Origin of the sequence: Pseudomonas sp. H3(2019), assembly GCF_007713465.1 — a bacterium.
Lineage (GTDB): Bacteria > Pseudomonadota > Gammaproteobacteria > Pseudomonadales > Pseudomonadaceae > Aquipseudomonas.
This window is the reverse complement of record NZ_VMSG01000006.1, coordinates 24421-41098: the sequence shown is the minus strand read 5'-3', so window position 1 is coordinate 41098 and position 16678 is coordinate 24421. Positions and strand designations below refer to the sequence as shown.

At 58.9% G+C, this 16678-nt stretch carries 18 protein-coding genes and 1 pseudogene; 10 read left to right on the top strand and 9 right to left on the bottom strand.

The genetic code is table 11. The annotated features are described in order from the left end of the window. Nucleotide 1: 1 nt before the first annotated feature. The 3 genes and pseudogenes from FPT12_RS08225 to FPT12_RS08215 form a co-directional block, all read right to left on the bottom strand. Nucleotides 2-79 (bottom strand): annotated as a pseudogene (locus FPT12_RS08225) (MurR/RpiR family transcriptional regulator); the annotation flags it as partial. Nucleotides 80-84: 5 nt separating this feature from the next. Beyond that, on the bottom strand, nucleotides 85-996 hold the full coding sequence (locus FPT12_RS08220; RefSeq protein ID WP_145015610.1) for a LysR family transcriptional regulator: 912 nt from the start codon (nucleotides 994-996) through the stop codon (nucleotides 85-87). A 58-nt stretch (nucleotides 997-1054) separates the two neighbouring features. Beyond that, on the bottom strand, nucleotides 1055-1645 hold the full coding sequence (locus FPT12_RS08215; RefSeq protein WP_145015608.1) for an NAD(P)H-dependent oxidoreductase: 591 nt from the start codon (nucleotides 1643-1645) through the stop codon (nucleotides 1055-1057). Nucleotides 1646-1846: 201 nt separating this feature from the next. On the opposite strand from FPT12_RS08215, the gene FPT12_RS08210 reads away from it, so the two are divergent. Beyond that, complete coding sequence (locus FPT12_RS08210; RefSeq protein WP_145015607.1) at nucleotides 1847-2161, top strand: putative quinol monooxygenase; 315 nt, start codon at nucleotides 1847-1849, stop codon at nucleotides 2159-2161. Here FPT12_RS08210 and FPT12_RS08205 read toward each other — a convergent pair. Continuing rightward, nucleotides 2151-2915, bottom strand: a complete 765-nt coding sequence (locus FPT12_RS08205; RefSeq protein ID WP_145015605.1) for a sulfite exporter TauE/SafE family protein — start codon at nucleotides 2913-2915, stop codon at nucleotides 2151-2153. The two genes, FPT12_RS08210 and FPT12_RS08205, sit on opposite strands and share 11 nt — an antisense overlap. Before the next feature lie 219 nt (nucleotides 2916-3134). Between FPT12_RS08205 and FPT12_RS08200 the strand changes: the two genes are divergently transcribed. Continuing rightward, nucleotides 3135-4052, top strand: coding sequence for a LysR substrate-binding domain-containing protein (locus FPT12_RS08200; protein ID WP_145015603.1), 918 nt, complete (start codon nucleotides 3135-3137; stop codon nucleotides 4050-4052). 36 nt (nucleotides 4053-4088) lie between these two features. Here FPT12_RS08200 and FPT12_RS08195 read toward each other — a convergent pair whose 3' ends face one another. Both FPT12_RS08195 and kynU read right to left on the bottom strand, forming a co-directional pair. Further along, nucleotides 4089-5501, bottom strand: coding sequence for an amino acid permease (locus FPT12_RS08195; RefSeq protein WP_145015601.1), 1413 nt, complete (start codon nucleotides 5499-5501; stop codon nucleotides 4089-4091). Nucleotides 5502-5574: 73 nt separating this feature from the next. Beyond that, on the bottom strand, nucleotides 5575-6825 hold the full coding sequence (gene kynU / locus FPT12_RS08190; RefSeq protein ID WP_145015600.1) for a kynureninase: 1251 nt from the start codon (nucleotides 6823-6825) through the stop codon (nucleotides 5575-5577). A gap of 176 nt (nucleotides 6826-7001) precedes the next feature. Here kynU and FPT12_RS08185 point away from each other — a divergent pair, with 176 nt between their 5' ends. Further along, complete coding sequence (locus FPT12_RS08185; RefSeq protein WP_054594119.1) at nucleotides 7002-7475, top strand: Lrp/AsnC family transcriptional regulator; 474 nt, start codon at nucleotides 7002-7004, stop codon at nucleotides 7473-7475. A 22-nt stretch (nucleotides 7476-7497) separates the two neighbouring features. On the opposite strand, the gene FPT12_RS08180 is transcribed toward FPT12_RS08185, so the two are convergent. After that, nucleotides 7498-8511 (bottom strand): AraC family transcriptional regulator, encoded by a 1014-nt coding sequence (locus FPT12_RS08180; protein ID WP_145015598.1) that lies wholly within the window; start codon nucleotides 8509-8511, stop codon nucleotides 7498-7500. A 385-nt stretch (nucleotides 8512-8896) separates the two neighbouring features. On the opposite strand from FPT12_RS08180, the gene antA reads away from it, so the two are divergent. The 4 genes from antA to FPT12_RS08160 all read left to right on the top strand — a co-directional run bounded on the left by antA (nucleotide 8897) and on the right by FPT12_RS08160 (nucleotide 13298). After that, entirely contained in the window at nucleotides 8897-10285 is a 1389-nt protein-coding gene (antA, locus tag FPT12_RS08175) for an anthranilate 1,2-dioxygenase large subunit (protein WP_145015596.1), read from the top strand. Between the two features lie 2 nt (nucleotides 10286-10287). Then, on the top strand, nucleotides 10288-10779 hold the full coding sequence (gene antB, locus FPT12_RS08170; protein ID WP_145015594.1) for an anthranilate 1,2-dioxygenase small subunit: 492 nt from the start codon (nucleotides 10288-10290) through the stop codon (nucleotides 10777-10779). 18 nt (nucleotides 10780-10797) lie between these two features. Continuing rightward, nucleotides 10798-11820 (top strand): anthranilate 1,2-dioxygenase electron transfer component AntC, encoded by a 1023-nt coding sequence (antC, locus tag FPT12_RS08165; protein ID WP_145015592.1) that lies wholly within the window; start codon nucleotides 10798-10800, stop codon nucleotides 11818-11820. A gap of 77 nt (nucleotides 11821-11897) precedes the next feature. Then, nucleotides 11898-13298 carry an amino acid permease gene (locus FPT12_RS08160; protein ID WP_145015590.1) on the top strand — a complete coding sequence of 467 codons (1401 nt, stop codon included), beginning with the start codon at nucleotides 11898-11900 and terminating at the stop codon, nucleotides 13296-13298. 65 nt (nucleotides 13299-13363) lie between these two features. On the opposite strand, the gene kynA is transcribed toward FPT12_RS08160, so the two are convergent. Both kynA and kynB read right to left on the bottom strand, forming a co-directional pair. Continuing rightward, nucleotides 13364-14233, bottom strand: coding sequence for a tryptophan 2,3-dioxygenase (gene kynA / locus FPT12_RS08155; RefSeq protein WP_123584889.1), 870 nt, complete (start codon nucleotides 14231-14233; stop codon nucleotides 13364-13366). Beyond that, nucleotides 14230-14895 (bottom strand): arylformamidase, encoded by a 666-nt coding sequence (gene kynB / locus FPT12_RS08150; protein WP_145015588.1) that lies wholly within the window; start codon nucleotides 14893-14895, stop codon nucleotides 14230-14232. Before kynB ends, kynA begins: the two co-directional genes overlap by 4 nt. Nucleotides 14896-15115: 220 nt before the next feature. Between kynB and FPT12_RS08145 the strand changes: the two genes are divergently transcribed. The 3 genes from FPT12_RS08145 to FPT12_RS08135 all read left to right on the top strand — a co-directional run bounded on the left by FPT12_RS08145 (nucleotide 15116) and on the right by FPT12_RS08135 (nucleotide 16565). Further along, nucleotides 15116-15691, top strand: coding sequence for an NAD(P)H-dependent oxidoreductase (locus FPT12_RS08145; RefSeq protein WP_178098650.1), 576 nt, complete (start codon nucleotides 15116-15118; stop codon nucleotides 15689-15691). 53 nt (nucleotides 15692-15744) lie between these two features. Then, complete coding sequence (locus FPT12_RS08140; protein ID WP_145015586.1) at nucleotides 15745-16116, top strand: MerR family transcriptional regulator; 372 nt, start codon at nucleotides 15745-15747, stop codon at nucleotides 16114-16116. 104 nt (nucleotides 16117-16220) lie between these two features. Beyond that, nucleotides 16221-16565, top strand: a complete 345-nt coding sequence (locus tag FPT12_RS08135; RefSeq protein ID WP_071551926.1) for a cupin domain-containing protein — start codon at nucleotides 16221-16223, stop codon at nucleotides 16563-16565. Nucleotides 16566-16678: the final 113 nt, after the last annotated feature.

Genomic DNA, 16678 nt, shown 5'->3' with positions numbered 1-16678 from the left:
GTCAGTCTCCCAGCGGCAGATGATCATCGCCGCCACGGTAGTCGTCGAGGGCGAGTTTGATCCGCCGCAGACGTTCTTGAAGGATCAGCCTTCAAACACCTCGCCCGCATAACCGGCCAGCTTGCTCTGTATGAAATCCAGGAAGCACTGAATGCGCAAGGCCAGTTGCGAGTTGCGGTAGTACACCGCATTGATCGGCTGGCGATAGCCACTGTTGGCCTGCGCCAGCAGCAACGTCAGACGTCCGGCCTTGATGTCATTGACGGTCATGAAGTGCGACAGGCACACGATCCCCTGCCCTTCCAGCGCCAGCTGACGCAGGGTTTCGCCGCTGGAGGCGCTGAGGCTCGGCTGAATCTGCCAGCGGTCGCCGTGCACATGACGCAGCGGCCAATGGTTGAGGCTTTCGGTCTGGGTGAAGCCCAGCAGCGAGTGGCCGGCCAGTTCGGCAACGGTGGTCGGCGTGCCGTGTTTTTCCAGGTACGCGGGGCTGGCGAGAATGTGCAGCGGGCTGCCCCCCAGCGAGCGCGCGTGCAGGCTCGAATCCGCCAAAGGCCCGATGCGGATCGCAATGTCGGTGCTTTGCTCCAGCAGGTCGATGATCAGGTCGTTGCTGTTGAGTTCCAGCTGGATGTCCGGGTACAGACGGCGGAACTCATCGATGTAGGGCACGATGGCGTGCAGCATGAACGGCGACGCGGCGTTGATCCGCAGTCGCCCGGAAGGTGTTTTGTGGCGCGAGGACAGGCGCTCTTCGAGCTCGTCCATCTGGTCGAGAATCAGCTTGGCCTGTTCGAAGAAGTACTTGCCCTCTTCGGTCAGGTCCATGCGCCGCGTGGTGCGATTGATCAACGTGGTGTCAAGCTTGGCCTCCAGACGCGACAGCGTGCGGCTGACCGCCGAAGGCGTTTGCCCGACCTGTTCAGCCGCCGCAGAAATCGAACCGCACTCGATCACGCAGACGAAAATCTGCAACTCATCGGATCTGGCTTTCACGTATGCCCCTTAAATCAAAACAGCTTTGATAGTAGCCGGATGCGAGGCATAACGCAGGTTAAGCCGCCAAGTTGAACACTTGCTTGAGGTGTTGTTCGTAGCGCACGACGTCGGCTTCAATGTTCGGCCGCTTCATCACGTCGACACACAGGAAGGTCGGCAAGCCGCTCATGCCGAGGAAGGTATTGGCCTTGTGGAACGGGAAGTACACCGCGTCCACGCCCTTGGCTTCGAAGAAGTCGGTCGGGTCGTCGAAGGCTTGCTGCGGTGCGTTCCAGGTCAGCGACAGCATGTACTGCTTGCCCTGCACCAGGCCGCCGCTGCCGTATTTCTGCGAAGCATCGGAACGGGTCCGGCCATCGCTGGCGTAGAGGCTGCCGTGGCCTTCGGTGAAGACTTCGTCGATGTACTTTTTCACGATCCATGGCGCGCCCATCCACCAGCCCGGCATCTGGTAAATGATCACGTCGGCCCAGAGGAACTTGGCGACTTCTTCAGCAACGTCGTAGCCCTCGTCGATATGGGTCACTTTCACGTCGACACCGCCGCGATCCAGCACGCTCAAGGCGGCTTCGTGCAGGGTGGCATTGTAGCGACCATCGGAGTGGGCGAATTTCTTGCCACCGTTGAGCAACAGAACTTTTTTCATGGAAAGCCTCATCAGGGTCCGACCCGCCACGCTGTGGATAAGTCGCGGGATCGAGAAGTTTCAAATGTGATGGCGGCAGGGTATCGATGACCCTTCCCATGAATAAGCCCGAAGCCGGCAAAATACATTTGACAAAAACGCACGAATCACCAGCTGATTGTTGCCATAGAATTTTCTCAACCCTGACTTGAGGAGTTCTGCATGAGCGAACAACACGGTTTCATCCTGCACGCCAAAACCCGCCCGGAAAAAGCCGACGCCTTCGAAGCCCTGTTCCGCGCCTACGTCGAACCCAGCCGCGCCGAACCTGGCTGTATCGAGTACCACATGCTGCGCGACCAGCAAGACCCGACGCTGTTTATCTTCTACGAGATCTGGCAATCCCGGGCTCATCTGGACGTGCACGCGAACCTGCCGCACATGCAGCAGTTTTTCGAGAACCGCATGGATTACCTGGAACGCGATTTCGATATCCGCCGCATCGACATGCTCAGCCCGTCATCGGCTAGCTGCTGATCAGCAGATGGCCGCCGAGTAATCCAACGCCAACGAAGAACACTCGCTTGAACAGCACGGCGCTGATCCGCTCTCGCAGCCATTGCCCCAGCAACATACCGAGCAACGCCGGAATCAGCGCCAGCAGCGACGCACTCAACTCGCCGCCACCCAGCGCACCGCGCCACATCAGGCCGGCGGCCAGCGCCAGGGTCGACGCGGTGAATGACAGACCGAGCGCCTGCACCAGTTGATCCTTGTTCAACCCCAATGCTTGCAGATAGGGCACCGCCGGAATCATAAAGACCCCGGTGGCCGAAGTGATGATGCCGGTCAGCACGCCACAGAGCGGGGCGAGCCAGCGTTCGGTGGTGCTGCCAACCCGCAAGGTCGGCAGCAACAAGCCGCTCAAGGCATAGAGCAGCAGCACCGCGCCCAGTCCCCGCACCACCCACTTCCCACCGTCGACTCCCAGCCATAACGAGCCTGCGCCGGTACCGATGACTATCGCCAACAGCATCGGCCACAGCCGTTTGATCAACGGACGCAAGTGCCCACCGAAGACCAGTTGCCAGACGTTGGTCAGGGTGGCCGGAATGATCAGCAGCGCCGCAGCCTGCGTCGGTGCCATAGCCAGACCGAGCAAGCCCATGGCAACGGTCGGCAATCCCATGCCGATCACCCCTTTGATCATACCGGCCATCAGAAAGGTGGCGATCACCAATAAAGACAAGGCAAGACCGAGATTTTGATAGAACGCGAGAAGTGTATTCATGGCGTCATCCTGAGCGTTCCCGGCGGCCCTGAAAATCTGCCATATACTGAGCCTGCCTCTTGTTTTGACAGAGCCTAGTTACTTGATCGTTCCCACGCTCCCGCGTGGGAATGCCTCACTGGACGCTCTGCGTCCACTTCGGAATGTGACGCGGAGCGTCACGGGCTGCATTCCCACGCAGAGCGTGGGAACGATCTTTAACGATCTTTAGGAACTCCCATGCACTTCGACCTGATCGATCTCAAGCTCTACCTGAACATCCTCGACGCCGGCAACATTACCGCCGGCGCGGCCAGCAGCCATCTGTCACTGGCGGCGGCAAGTGCGCGAATCCGGGCGATGGAAGCGTCGCTGGGCACCGCGTTTTTCGAGCGCGGACGCCGGGGCATCAGCCCTACCCCGGCCGGCAAGGCGTTGGCCCAACATGCCCGGGTCCTGCTGCGACAGGCCGAACGCATGCAACAGGATCTGGCGGATTACGCCAAAGGAGTCAAAGGTCAGGTGCGGTTGCTGGGCAACACCACGGCGATCACTGAATACCTGCCCGAGTTGCTGGCGGACTTTCTGTGCGAACACTCCAACCTCGACATCGACCTGCAAGAACTGCCGAGCCTGCGCATCACCCATGCCTTGCGTCAGGGGGCAGCCGACCTCGGTATCGTTTCAGACGCAGTCGACACCCATGACCTCGACACCCAAGCATTCCGCGATGATCCGCTGGTGCTGATCCTGCCGAGTGATCATCCGTTGGCCGAAGGGGAAGCACCGAATTTCAGCCAGACCTTGTCGCACGATTACGTTGGGCTGAGCGCCAACAGCGCGTTGGCGATCTATCTGGAGGAGCAAGCGCTACACGCCGGGTTGCGCATGCAGATCCGCATTCGCGCCGATGGCTTCGACGGGGTGATTCGGATGGTCACCCATGGCGCCGGGCTGGCGATTGTGCCGCTGGCGGCGGTCGAGCGCTGGGCCGGCGGGCAAGCGTTCAAACGTCTCGCTCTGAATGAGCCATGGGCCCAGCGAAAACTGCTGCTGTGCGCACGCTCGTTTGACGGCCTGCCCCTTTACGCCAAAGCCCTGCTTGACGCGTTATCCGAAACCACTGACACAAACCCGAGCAAGGCTTGCCCGCGATGACACCCGCAAAATCGCCATCGCGGGCATGCCTTGCTCCTACGGGGCCGGGGCGTTATCGAGATTACCGATCAACGCCTTGGTTTTTCTGAAGAACACCCCGTAGACCAACGACAGAATCAACAGGAACGGCACACCAAACACCAAGGTCATTTTGAACGCGTCGGTGAAGTAGGTGGTGATCATCACCGCGCCCATCAGCACCAGCCCCAACAGTGTGGTGTAAGGGAACAGGCGCATGCGGAACGACAGTTTCCGCTCACCGTGACGCTCGTGGTAGCGACGGAAACAGTAGTGCGTGAGGAAGATCATGAACCAGGTGAAGATTGCGCCGAACATGGAAATCGCCATCATCAAGGTGAAGGAGCTTTCCGGGTACATCACGTTCAACAACGTCGCCAGCGCAATGCCCGAGCTCGACAGCAGCAAGGCATTGAGCGGGATTCCGCTCTTGCTCAACGCGCCCATCGCCTTGGGGGCGTAACCGCCACGGGACAGGCTGAACATCATCCGCGTGGTGATGTAGAGCTGACTGTTCATCGCCGACAACGCGGCAATCAGAATCACGAAATTCATCACCCCGGTGGCACCGGGAATGCCGATGGTTTGCATGACCGTGACGAACGGGCTCTGCGCATGACCCGCCTGAACCCACGGCACAATCGCCAGCATTAGGGCCAGGGTCAGCAGATAAAACACCACCAGCCGCACGATGGTTGCGCGAAAGGCTTTCTTCACCGCCCGCTCCGGATCTTCGGCTTCACCGGCTGCCACCGCGATCATTTCCACGCTCAGGTAGCTGAAGATCGACACGATCACCGCCACCCACATCCCTTGCAAACCATTGGGAAAAAATCCGCCGTGGCTGGTGTAGTGATGCACGCCGTAATCCGGGTTGCCCGAGCCAAACACCACATACACCGCGAGGATGATGAAGCCGACAATCGCGCCGATCTTGATGGTCGAAAACCAGTACTCGAAGGTGCCGAAGGTCTTCACGCTGATGGCGTTGAGCACGATCAGAATGCTCGAAAACGAGACGATCCAGATCCACTCAGGCACGTTGGCGAACCAGTACTTCATGTACATCGCCACCGCCGTCACTTCCGTGCCGACCGCCAACACAATCGCCGCCCAATAGGCGTAGCGCACCAGGAACCCGGCCAGCGGGCTGACATAGAACTCGGCATACGCGCCGAACGAACCCGAGGTCGAGTGGGCCACGGTCATTTCCGCCAGACAGCCCATCAACAGCAGCGTGATGACCGCGCCAATCGCATAGCTGAGCAGCACGCTCGGCCCGGCATAGCCGATGGCGTAGGCGCTGCCCATGAACAGGCCGGTGCCTATCGCACCGCCAATCGCGATCATGCTCATCTGCCCCGAGGTGAGCTGGCGCCTGAGGCCATGCTCACGGTTGGAGATGGTTTCAAAACCGAGAGTGTCGGTCATTTCTCTGTCCTCTGAATATTGTGTTTTTTTAGAGAGCACATCGTTGATAAAACCGCAGGCTGCGATCTTTTGATCAGGTGACGCTATGGCGCACCTGGAACTGCGCTTGCGCCCAGGTTTTCTGATCGAGAATCTCGCCAAGGATCTGCACCGCATCGAAGACTTCGCTGAAGCGGGTGTACAACGGCGTGAATCCGAAGCGCATGATCCGCGGCTCGCGGTAATCACCGATCACGCCCCGGGCGATCAAGGCCTGAATCACCGCGTAGCCTTGCGGGTGCTCGAAGCTGACATGGCTGCCACGCCTTGCGTGTTCGCGCGGGGTGATCAGTTGCAGATCGTGAGCGGCGCAGCTCTGCTCGACCAACCGGATAAACAGATCGGTCAGTGCCAGGGATTTGCGGCGCAGGCTGGCCATGTCGGTCTGGGCGAAAATCTCCAGGCCGCACTCGACCATGGCCAACGAAGTGATAGGCTGAGTGCCGCACAGGTAGCGAGCGATGCCGCGACTCGGCTCGTAGCCTGAGGCCATGTCGAACTGTCGGGAATGACCGAACCAGCCGGACAACGGCTGCGTGACCAGATCGCACAGCTGCGGCGCAACCCAGACAAACGCTTGCGAACCGGGGCCGCCATTGAGGTACTTGTAGGTGCAACCGATGGCGTAGTCCGCGCCGGCCTGACGCAAGTCGACCGGAACCGCACCGGCGGAATGCGCCAGGTCCCAGATCGCCAGCGCACCACATTCGTGGATCAGCGCAGTCACGGCCTGCATGTCGTGCATGTAGCCGGTCTTGTAGTTGACGTGGGTGAGCATGACCACCGCGGTGTCCTGATCAATCGCCTGCGCCAGTTCTTCCGGGCTGTCGACCAGACGCAAGCGGTAGCCCTGCTGGAGCAAATCCATCAGCCCTTCGGCGATGTACAAATCGGTCGGGAAGTTGCTCGACTCACTGACAATCACCCGCCGCGTCGGCGCCCGCGTGGCCTGCACGCGCAAGGCCGCGCCGAGGACCTTGAACAGGTTGATCGAGGTGGTGTCGGTGACCACCACTTCGCCCTCACCGGCGCCAATCAGCCCGGCCAGTCGATTGCCCAGACGCTCCGGCAGGTCGCGCCAGCCCGCGCTGTTCCAGCTGCGGATCAAGCCATTGCCCCACTCCTCGGCGATCACTGCTTGAGCACGCTCAAGCGCCGCAATCGGGCGAGCGCCGAGAGAGTTTCCATCGAGGTAGATCACGCCTTCGGGGAGTGCAAACTGATTGCGCAAATGCGCCAGGGAATCCTGTGCATCAAGTGCCAGGCAATCGTTTCTTGTGATCATTGTCGGTCCCGTTCTTTAGATGGCGTGCCGCCGTGTTTTGGGTATTTTTTCGCCGGCACAATGAGCAAATAATGAACGAAGCCTTGGAGAATTTTCGTGCAAAGTGGACGGCCATATAGTAATTACCTCGAAGATAATTCGAATCAAACTCCAAAAAACGCGGATTTATTCAAACCATGACCCTCGACTCGACAGACCTGCGGATCCTGCATTACTTGCAGCAGGACGGGCGTATCAGCAATCAGGAATTGGCGGAGAAAGTCGCGCTGTCACCATCGGCTTGCCTGCGGCGTTTGCGGCTGCTGGAAAGTGAGGGAATCATCACCGGCTATCGAGCGGTGTTGAACGCCGAACGACTGGGCATCGAGCTGGAAGCTATCGTCCATGTGTCGTTGCGACAGGACGTCGAAGACTGGCACGAGACCTTTATCAAGAAGGTGCAAGAGTGGCCGGAAGTCGCCACCGCGTACGTGATTACCGGCGCCAGCAACTATGTGCTGCGGGTTCAGGCGCGCAACCTGAAACACTTCTCGGATTTCATCGTCAACAAGCTCAATCGCACCGCGGGCGTCACCGATATTCGCTCGGAAATCGTCCTGCAGAAAATCAAGGAACGAGACGACCTGCTGGATCTGGTCGCCCGCAAATAAGCCGTTACTGACGGCCTCTGCGTCAAAAACCACGCATGCGCCGGGCCTCGTTGCGCTGCAAGGTGGCGCTCGGGGCTTCATCGAACAACTTGCGGTACTCGGCAGAAAAACGCCCCATGTGGGTGAACCCCCAGCCCATGGCAATCTCCGAGATATTGCGCGCCAGCCCCTGCTCAAGAATGTCCTGGCGCACCGCATTCAAGCGGTATTTTTTCAGATAGGCCATCGGCGACAGGGCGAAGTATTTTCTGAAGGCCTCGAACAACTTGAACCGCGAAACCCCGGCTGCCGCTTCGATGTCTTCCAGGTGCAGCACTTCGCGGGCGTTGTCGTGAATGTACTGTTTGGCCCTGATCAGGTAATGCGGCAACTTCACGCCCAACACGTCCCGCAGCTCCTCGGAGTAATTGTTCGGCTGGGCGAGGATCAGGCCTTTGATCAATGAGCTTTCGATGTCCCGCGTGAAGACGACCTGCTCAAAGAGCGCGCTGCTGCGCTCAAGTTCGCCGATGAAATACCGCGCCATGCGCCACCACGAGGCCGACGCACCGTCCACCGCGTCCATCACCGATTCGAAGCGCAGCGGTGCATCCAGTGGGCGCTGCAACATCCCCTCAAGGGATTCGCTCATGGCCGCCCGAGTGATCACCACCTGGACCTTGCGGCAGTCACCGGAGATCGCCAGCATCTGGTTTTCATTCGGGGAGATGATCACGCCTTGATCGCGATTGGATTTGAGCAGCGTGCCGTTCTTGCTCAGCTCCTGCTCGCCGACCAACGGCAGGCTGAGGCTGTAGCTGCTGAAGTGCTCGGCGTCTTCGATATCGACGGTCACGTCGGTGCCGTATTCGATAGTGCCCAGAGTCGTGGCCATCGACTTGAAGACGTTGGCGGTGTGATGAAAACGGATCCGCTCAGGCGTCGCGGTTTCGAGACGGTGCGGCCCGCAGATCCCCGACATCCAGGTCCGCGCGCCCTCAAGGTCATAGTGATCGATACGAATATCGCGAAACTGCGGATCGGCTTTGCTACTCATCACGGCGCACCCACGGCAATATTTTTTCAGCACGCTCTGACGGCGCGCCTCTGACTTGAGTCGAGCAAATTCCAGACCACTGAACGCCTGCGCCAACCCAGTGGATAGCAATCATCGACTAAGTGGATAACGCGGCGATTCCGGGACCGGGGCTCACCTTCGAACAACGCTCAAGGCTGCCCAAGACAGTAACTCAATGCTGCAAACAGAGGCGGCCGTTCATCGAATGGTGCAAGGCCTTGAGTATTACCTGCCCAGAACAGCGCATGGGTGTTACCCCTCGAACTTTGTGGACTGCCTTCGTCGACAAACCGGATAGACCCCTGCCCGCCCCACTCTCTCTAATGAGTGCACCGATTGACCCGAATAAAAAAGGTGCACACCCATGAGTGGCGAAAAAAGCGTCGAGCAGTGGAAAGCGTTCATTGAAGGCTGCCTGGACTTCCGTCCGGTAGAAGGCGTATTCCGCATCGCTCGGGATATCTTTACCGAGCCGCAACTGTTCGATCTGGAGATGGAGCTGATCTTCGAGAAGAACTGGATCTACGCCTGTCACGAAAGCGAGCTGGCCAATAACCACGACTTCATCACCCTGCGCGCCGGTCGCCAGCCGATGATCATTACCCGTGACGGCGACGGCCAACTCAACGCGCTGATCAATGCTTGCCAGCATCGCGGCACAACATTGACCCGCGTCGGCAAAGGTAACCAATCGACCTTTACCTGCCCGTTCCACGCCTGGTGCTACAAAAGCGACGGACGCCTGGTCAAGGTCAAGGCCCCCGGCGAATACCCGGAAGGTTTCGACAAAGCCACACGCGGTTTGAAAAAGGCCCGCATCCAGAGCTACAAGGGCTTCGTGTTCATCAGCCTGGATGTTCACGCAGATAACAGCCTCGAAGACTTCCTCGGCGATGCCAAAGTGTTCTTCGACATGATGATCGCCCAATCGCCTACCGGTGAACTGGAAGTACTGCCCGGCAAGTCGGCCTATACCTACGACGGCAACTGGAAACTGCAAAACGAGAACGGCCTGGACGGCTATCACGTCAGCACGGTCCACTATAACTATGTGGCCACGGTGCAACACCGCCAGCAGGTCGACACTGAGAACGGCACCCACGCCAGCGGCACGCTCGACTACAGCAAACTGGGGGCCGGCGACGCCAATACCGATGACGGCTGGTTCGCCTTCAATAACGGCCACAGTGTGCTGTTCAGTGATATGCCCAACCCGACGGTGCGTTCCGGCTACGCGACGATCATGCCGCGCCTGATCGAGGAGCATGGTCAGGAAAAAGCCGAGTGGATGATGCATCGGCTGCGCAACCTGAACATCTATCCGAGCCTGTTTTTCCTCGATCAAATCAGCTCGCAGCTACGGATCATCCGCCCGGTGGCCTGGAACAAGACCGAGATCATCAGCCAATGCCTGGGTGTGAAAAACGAGTCGGACGCGGATCGGGAAAACCGGATCCGGCAGTTCGAAGACTTCTTCAACGTCTCGGGACTCGGCACCCCGGATGACCTGGTGGAGTTCCGTGAAGCCCAGCGTGGTTTCCAGGCTCGACTGGAACGCTGGAGCGATATTTCTCGTGGCAGCCACCAATGGGCGACTGGCGCCACGCCCAACAGCGAGGCGATCGGCATCGCACCGGCCATGACCGGCACCGAATTCACCCACGAAGGGCTTTACGTCAACCAGCACAGCAACTGGCAGAAGTTTTTGCTCGACGGCCTGGACGCGAAATCCCTGAAGCTACGTGAGGTGTGAACATGAATCCGCAATTGCAGTACCAGATCGAGCAGTTTTTCTACCGCAAATCCGAACTGTGCGACGCCAAGGACTGGGACGCCTACATCCAGCTCTTCGACAAGCAGAGTGAGTTTCACCTGCCGCAATGGGACTCCGAGCACGTCTACACCCGCGACCCCAAGCGCGAAATGTCGTTGATCTACTACGCCAATCGCTCGGGCCTGGAAGACCGCGTGTTCCGCCTGCGCACCGGCAAGGCCGCGTCGGCCACGCCGATGCCGCGCACCCTGCACCTGATCAACAACGTGCGGATCAGCGAACTCGCGAGCAGTGAGCTGGAGGTGCGGCTGAACTGGCACACCTTGTTCTATCGCCTGGCCACCTCAGAGCAGTTCTACGGGAACGCGACCTATCGCCTCAAGCCTCACGCAGACAGCTGGGTGATCACCCGCAAACACGTGTTGCTGCTCAACGACACCATCAACTCGGTGCTCGACTTCTACCACCTCTGAAACTACGGAGACCGGGGCATGAACCACAAGGTTGCGTTCAGTTTTGCCGACGGCAAAACACTGTTTTTTCCCGTGCAGGCCAATGAAATACTGCTCGATGCCGCCCTGCGCAACGGCATCAAGATTCCGCTGGATTGCCGCGAGGGTGTCTGCGGAACCTGTCAGGGCCGCTGCGAATCCGGCGACTACAGCCAGGATTATGTGGATGAGGAAGCCCTCTCCAGCCTAGACCTGCAACAACGAAAGATGCTCACTTGTCAGACCCGCGTGAAGTCCGACGCCGCGTTTTACTTCGACTTCGCTTCCAGCCTGTGCAATGCCGCAGGGCCTGAACAGCTCAGCGGTACGGTCACGCATGTACGTCAGGTCTCGGCCAGCACCGCGATCCTCCATCTGGATTTGGACGCGGCCACCCAGCCACTGGACTTCCTGCCGGGGCAATACGCCCGCCTGCTGATTCCGGGGACCACGAGCAAGCGCTCCTACTCCTTTGCCAACCGCCCGAGCAGCAGCAATCAGTTGCAATTCCTGATTCGCCTGTTACCCGACGGGGTGATGAGCAATTACATTCGTGAACGCTGCCAGGTCGGCGATGAAATCGCTCTGGAAGCACCGCTGGGCGCGTTCTATCTTCGCCACATCGCCCGGCCGCTGACTCTGGTGGCCGGCGGCACCGGACTGTCCGCGCTGCTGGGGATGCTCGACGAAATCGTCGCGCGCGGTTGCGAGCAGCCTGTGCACTTGTACTACGGTGTACGAGACGCAGCCGATCTGTGCGAAAGCGAACGGATCAGTGCCTATGCTCAACGCATTCCAGGGTTTCGCTATACGCCGGTGGTCAGCGATCCATCACCGGGCTGGGAGGGAAAGCGCGGCTACATCGCCGAGCATTTCGATGCCAGCGAACTGCGTGATGCCGCTGTCGACATGTATGTCTGCGGGCCACCGCCGATGGTCGAGTCGATCAAGAGCTGGTTGCAGGATCAAACCCTGGACAACGTGCAGCTGTATTACGAAAAGTTCACTGAAAGTAACGTCTGAGGCTCACAAACGCGTGCCAATTGAATAAGCTGTCGACCTGCAACAAAGCCTGACCATAACAACTAGAAGGTATCCAGATGGCGGATGAGCAATTGCAACAGGGCGTGCTGAAGCGGGGGCTGAAAAACAGGCATATTCAACTGATCGCGCTGGGCGGCGCGATTGGTACAGGGCTGTTTCTCGGCTCCGCCGGCGTGCTCAAATCGGCCGGCCCGTCGATGATCCTCGGCTATGCCATTGCCGGTTTCATCGCCTTTCTGATCATGCGCCAACTGGGAGAGATGATTGTCGAGGAGCCGGTCGCCGGTTCCTTCAGTCATTTCGCGCACAACTACTGGGGTAGTTTTGCCGGCTTCCTGTCCGGCTGGAATTACTGGGTGCTGTATGTGCTGGTAGGCATGGCCGAGCTGACCGCCGTTGGCAAGTACGTGCAGTTCTGGTGGCCCGAGGTCCCCACCTGGGCCAGCGCGGCGGTATTCTTCGTACTGGTCAACCTGATCAACACGATGAACGTTAAAGTCTTCGGTGAAATGGAGTTCTGGTTCGCTATCATCAAGGTCGTGGCGATCATCGGCATGATCGCCCTCGGTTGTTACATGCTGGTCAGCGGCACCGGCGGCCCGCAGGCCTCGGTGAGCAACCTGTGGAGCCACGGCGGCTTCTTCCCCAACGGCACCAACGGTTTGCTGATGGCGATGGCGTTCATCATGTTCTCCTTTGGCGGCCTGGAGCTGGTCGGCATCACCGCCGCCGAAGCCAGCGAGCCGAGAAAAGTCATTCCCAAGGCGATCAACCAGGTGGTTTACCGCGTATTGATCTTCTACGTTGGCGCACTCACCGTGCTGCTGTCGTTGTACCCATGGGACCAACTTCTACAAACAATGGGCGCTTCCGGCGATGCCTACAGCGGCAGTCCGTTTGTGCAGATTTTCGCCTTGATCGGCAGCGACACCGCGGCGCAGATCCTCAACGTTGTGGTGCTCACCGCAGCACTCTCGGTCTACAACAGCTGCGTCTATTGCAACAGCCGCATGCTCTACGGCCTGGCGGAACAGGGCGATGCCCCCAAGCCACTGATGAAGCTGAACAAACGGGGCGTGCCGTTACGGGCGCTGGGCGTATCGGCGCTGATGACGATGTTGTCCGTGCTGGTTAACTACGTCGCCCCGCATGAAGCGCTTGAGTTGCTGTTCGCGCTGGTGGTCGCCTCGTTGATGATCAACTGGGCGATGATCAGCCTGACTCACCTGAAGTTCCGCAAGGCCATGGGCCTACGCGGCATCGTCCCGGGCTTCAAGGCCTTCTGGTCGCCGTACACCAATTACCTGTGCCTGGCGTTCATGGCCATGATCATCTACGTGATGTTGTTGATTCCCGGGGTGCGTGCGTCGGTCTATGCCATTCCGGTCTGGGTGTTGATCCTGTTTGTGTTCTACCGGATTCGCCTGGCCAGGACGCGCTCGTTGTCGGTCGCTTAATAGCCTTCAGCCAGTCGAAAAAAAGCCCCGACATTCGATGAATGCCGGGGCTTTTGTATTTTGGGTCAGAGGGTCGAACGCACGCGCCACAATTCCGGGAACAGCACGGTGTCGAGCATCTTGCGCAGATAGCCGACACCTTCCGTGCCACCGGTGCCCGGTTGGAAGCCAATGATCCGCTCGACCGTGGTGACATGGCGGAAGCGCCACTGACGAAACGAATCTTCAAGGTCGATCAGTTTCTCCGCCAACTGGTACAGATCCCAATACCGCGAAGGGTCGGTGTAGACCACACGCCAGGCGGCTTCGACCGAGGCGTCATAAGCGGTCGGGCTGGCCGGGTCGCGCTCGAAGCGCTGCGGATCAATCGCCAACCCTGCACTGACCATCAACCGAATCGCCTCGTCATACAGCGACGGCGTGGCAATCGCCTTTTCCAGCTCCGCCAACAGCTCGGGCCGGTGGGCATGCGGACGCAACAGCGTTGCACTTTTGTTGCCGAGGATGAATTCGATCTCGCGGTACTGGAACGACTGGAAGCCCGATGACTGTCCCAGAAACGGCCGGATCGCGTGGTATTCGGTCGGCGTCATGGTCGCCAGCACCGTCCAGGCATGCACCAGTTGATCGAAGATCCGCGACACCCGCGCCAGCATCTTGAACGCCGGTGGCAACTCACCCAGCCTGACATGCTCACGAGCCGCCTTGAGCTCGTGCAGCATCAGCTTCATCCACAGTTCGGACGTCTGATGCTGGATGATGAACAGCATCTCGTTATGGTCCGGGGACAAGGGGTGCTGAGCACTGAGAATCTTCCCCAGATCCAGGTAATCGCCATAGCTCATGGAGTCGGAAAAATTCAGCTCGGCGTTATGCCATTCTTCCGGCTGGTTTGAAGATGACTGATTTGATGATGAATAGGGACATTGGCTCATTGAGCAGGCTCCTCAAGTGGCGGTTTGTTCAGTGGACGCAAAATAGCCCTGACCGGACTCGCGTCCAGGTTGGCAAACCGCAGCGGCAGCGCAATCAGTTCATAGTCGCCTTCCGGCACGTCATCGAGCACGATGCCTTCGAGAATCGCCATGCCATGGCGGGCCACTGCGTTGTGCGAATCCATGGTCTTGGACTGTTGAGGGTCCAGCGACGGTGTATCGATACCGATCAGCCGCACGCCAAGGCTCGCCAGCAGGTCGACGGTTTCTTTGGCTACAGCCGTGAAGTCCGGATCCCAGGCCGTTAGCGGCGCCTGTTGATAAGTGCGCAGCAAGACGCGCTCGGGCAGATCGTCAAGGCGCCCTTCCAGTTGCCCGGGCTGAACCAGCCGATCGCTGTCCAGACAATGCAAGACGCGACACGGACCGATATAAACATCCAGCGATACATCGCCAATGGCCGCACCGTCGGCACTGTAGTGCAACGGTGCATCGACATGGGCGCCGGTGTGGGGAGACAGGGTGATACGACCGACATTCACCGGGCATTCAGGCCCGAAGGTCCAGACGCGCTCTTCCTGAAACGGCGTATCGCCCGGCCACGTCGGTGTTGCGGTGCTCAAGGGCGGGCTGATATCCCACCACGACATTGTTTTATTCATTGCATAGCTCTCGACAACTCTCGCGTGAATGATACGAGTGATGCCTGTGAAGATTCTTGCGAAAACCGTCGGGAACACCCAAATGTTTCGCACTTAATGCCAAGAACCTGAAGTTTAGCGGGTGAAAATTTCAATGCGCGAAACAGGCACCTGGCGACGCTTGACTCTCCCCCAAGGGGCCGACTTTATCCTTGTCGTTTTGCTACCCAGGGACGAAGTGATGAGCAAACGAATACTGGTGATTCTCGGCCATCCATCAAGCAACAGTTTCTGCGGCGCCCTCACCGACCGCTATGTACAGGCGGCAAAAAACGCCGGACATGAGGTCCGTGAGTTACGCCTGGGAACCTTGAGTTTCGACCCGATATTGCGCGAGGGCTATCAACAAATTCAGCCGCTGGAAGACGATCTGCTGAAGGCTCAGGCGGATATCACCTGGGCGGAACACCTGACCTTTGTCTATCCGATCTGGTGGGGGGCGATTCCGGCGTTACTCAAGGGCTTTTTCGACCGAACATTTCTTCCCGGTTTCGCCTTCAAGTACCGCCAGGGCAAAGCCTTCCCGGACAAACTCCTGCACGGGCGCACGGCCGACCTGCTGGTGACCATGGATACCCCGCCCTGGTACTACCGCTGGATTTATCGCATGCCCGGACTGCATCAGATGCGCAAAACCACACTGGCGTTCTGTGGCATCACGCCACTCAATACCCTGACCTTCGGCCCGGTCCTGGGCTCAACTGAGCATCAAAGGGAACGCTGGCTCATGCAAGCGCAGGCTATCGGTGCTGGCTGAATCTCGCGGATAATTGCGCGCATCAACGGAGACACTCGCAAAAGGGATTTTTCATGTTCATCGGCAAAGCCGCGCAGCTGTCAGGCACGACCGTCAAAAGCATTCGCCACTATGAGGACATCGGCCTCCTGCCGCCCGCGCAACGCCAGGGCAAATACCGCCTCTATGACCAACAGAGCGTCGAGCTGCTGACCTTCATCAAATGCGCTCAGCAACTGGGGTTCAAGCTCAAGGAATTGCAGGCGGTGCTTCAGGGCCAACGTGGGCAGGCACTGCCGTGGCATCTGGCGCATCAGGCGATTGCCGATAAAAAGCAGGAGCTGGCGGACAGAATTACCGCGTTGGCCCGCCAATACGTGCAATTGACTGAATTCGAAGCCAGCCTGATGCAAGCTCAATCTGAGTGTCCGCTTGAGCGGGTTTGATCGATAGCGCGTTTCTGGACAGCTGAGTGTCGAGCACAGACAACTGACACCGTGCCGGGCGCTATAGGGTGCGACTTCAGTCCTGCCTAACGCTCGGAGTCAGCATGTCCAAACCCATTACCGTTCTTCGCGATACCCATCCACTGCCGGTGCTCGATGCCTGCAAATGGGAAAAACTCGAAGGTGACCCGCACACCGTCAACCTCAACGCCTACACCAGCGAAGACGGCAGCAAGATCATGGGCACCTGGATTTGCACGCCGGGTAAATGGCGCGTCGAGTATGTGAAGTGGGAGTACTGCCATTTCCAGGAAGGCTACTGCGTGATCACGCCCGACGGTATGGAGCCCATCCATCTTCGCGCCGGTGATATTTTCGTGATTGAGCCGGGGATGACCGGTACGTGGGAAGTGGTCGAGACCGTGCGCAAGTATTTCGTTTTCGCCTGATAGAACAAAAGATCGCAGGCTACGGCAGTTCCTACAGATGCCGTAGCCTGCGATCTTTTTTTCGACGAATAAAAAACCGGGAACCCGCCCGACGCGGGTTCCCGGAAAAACCC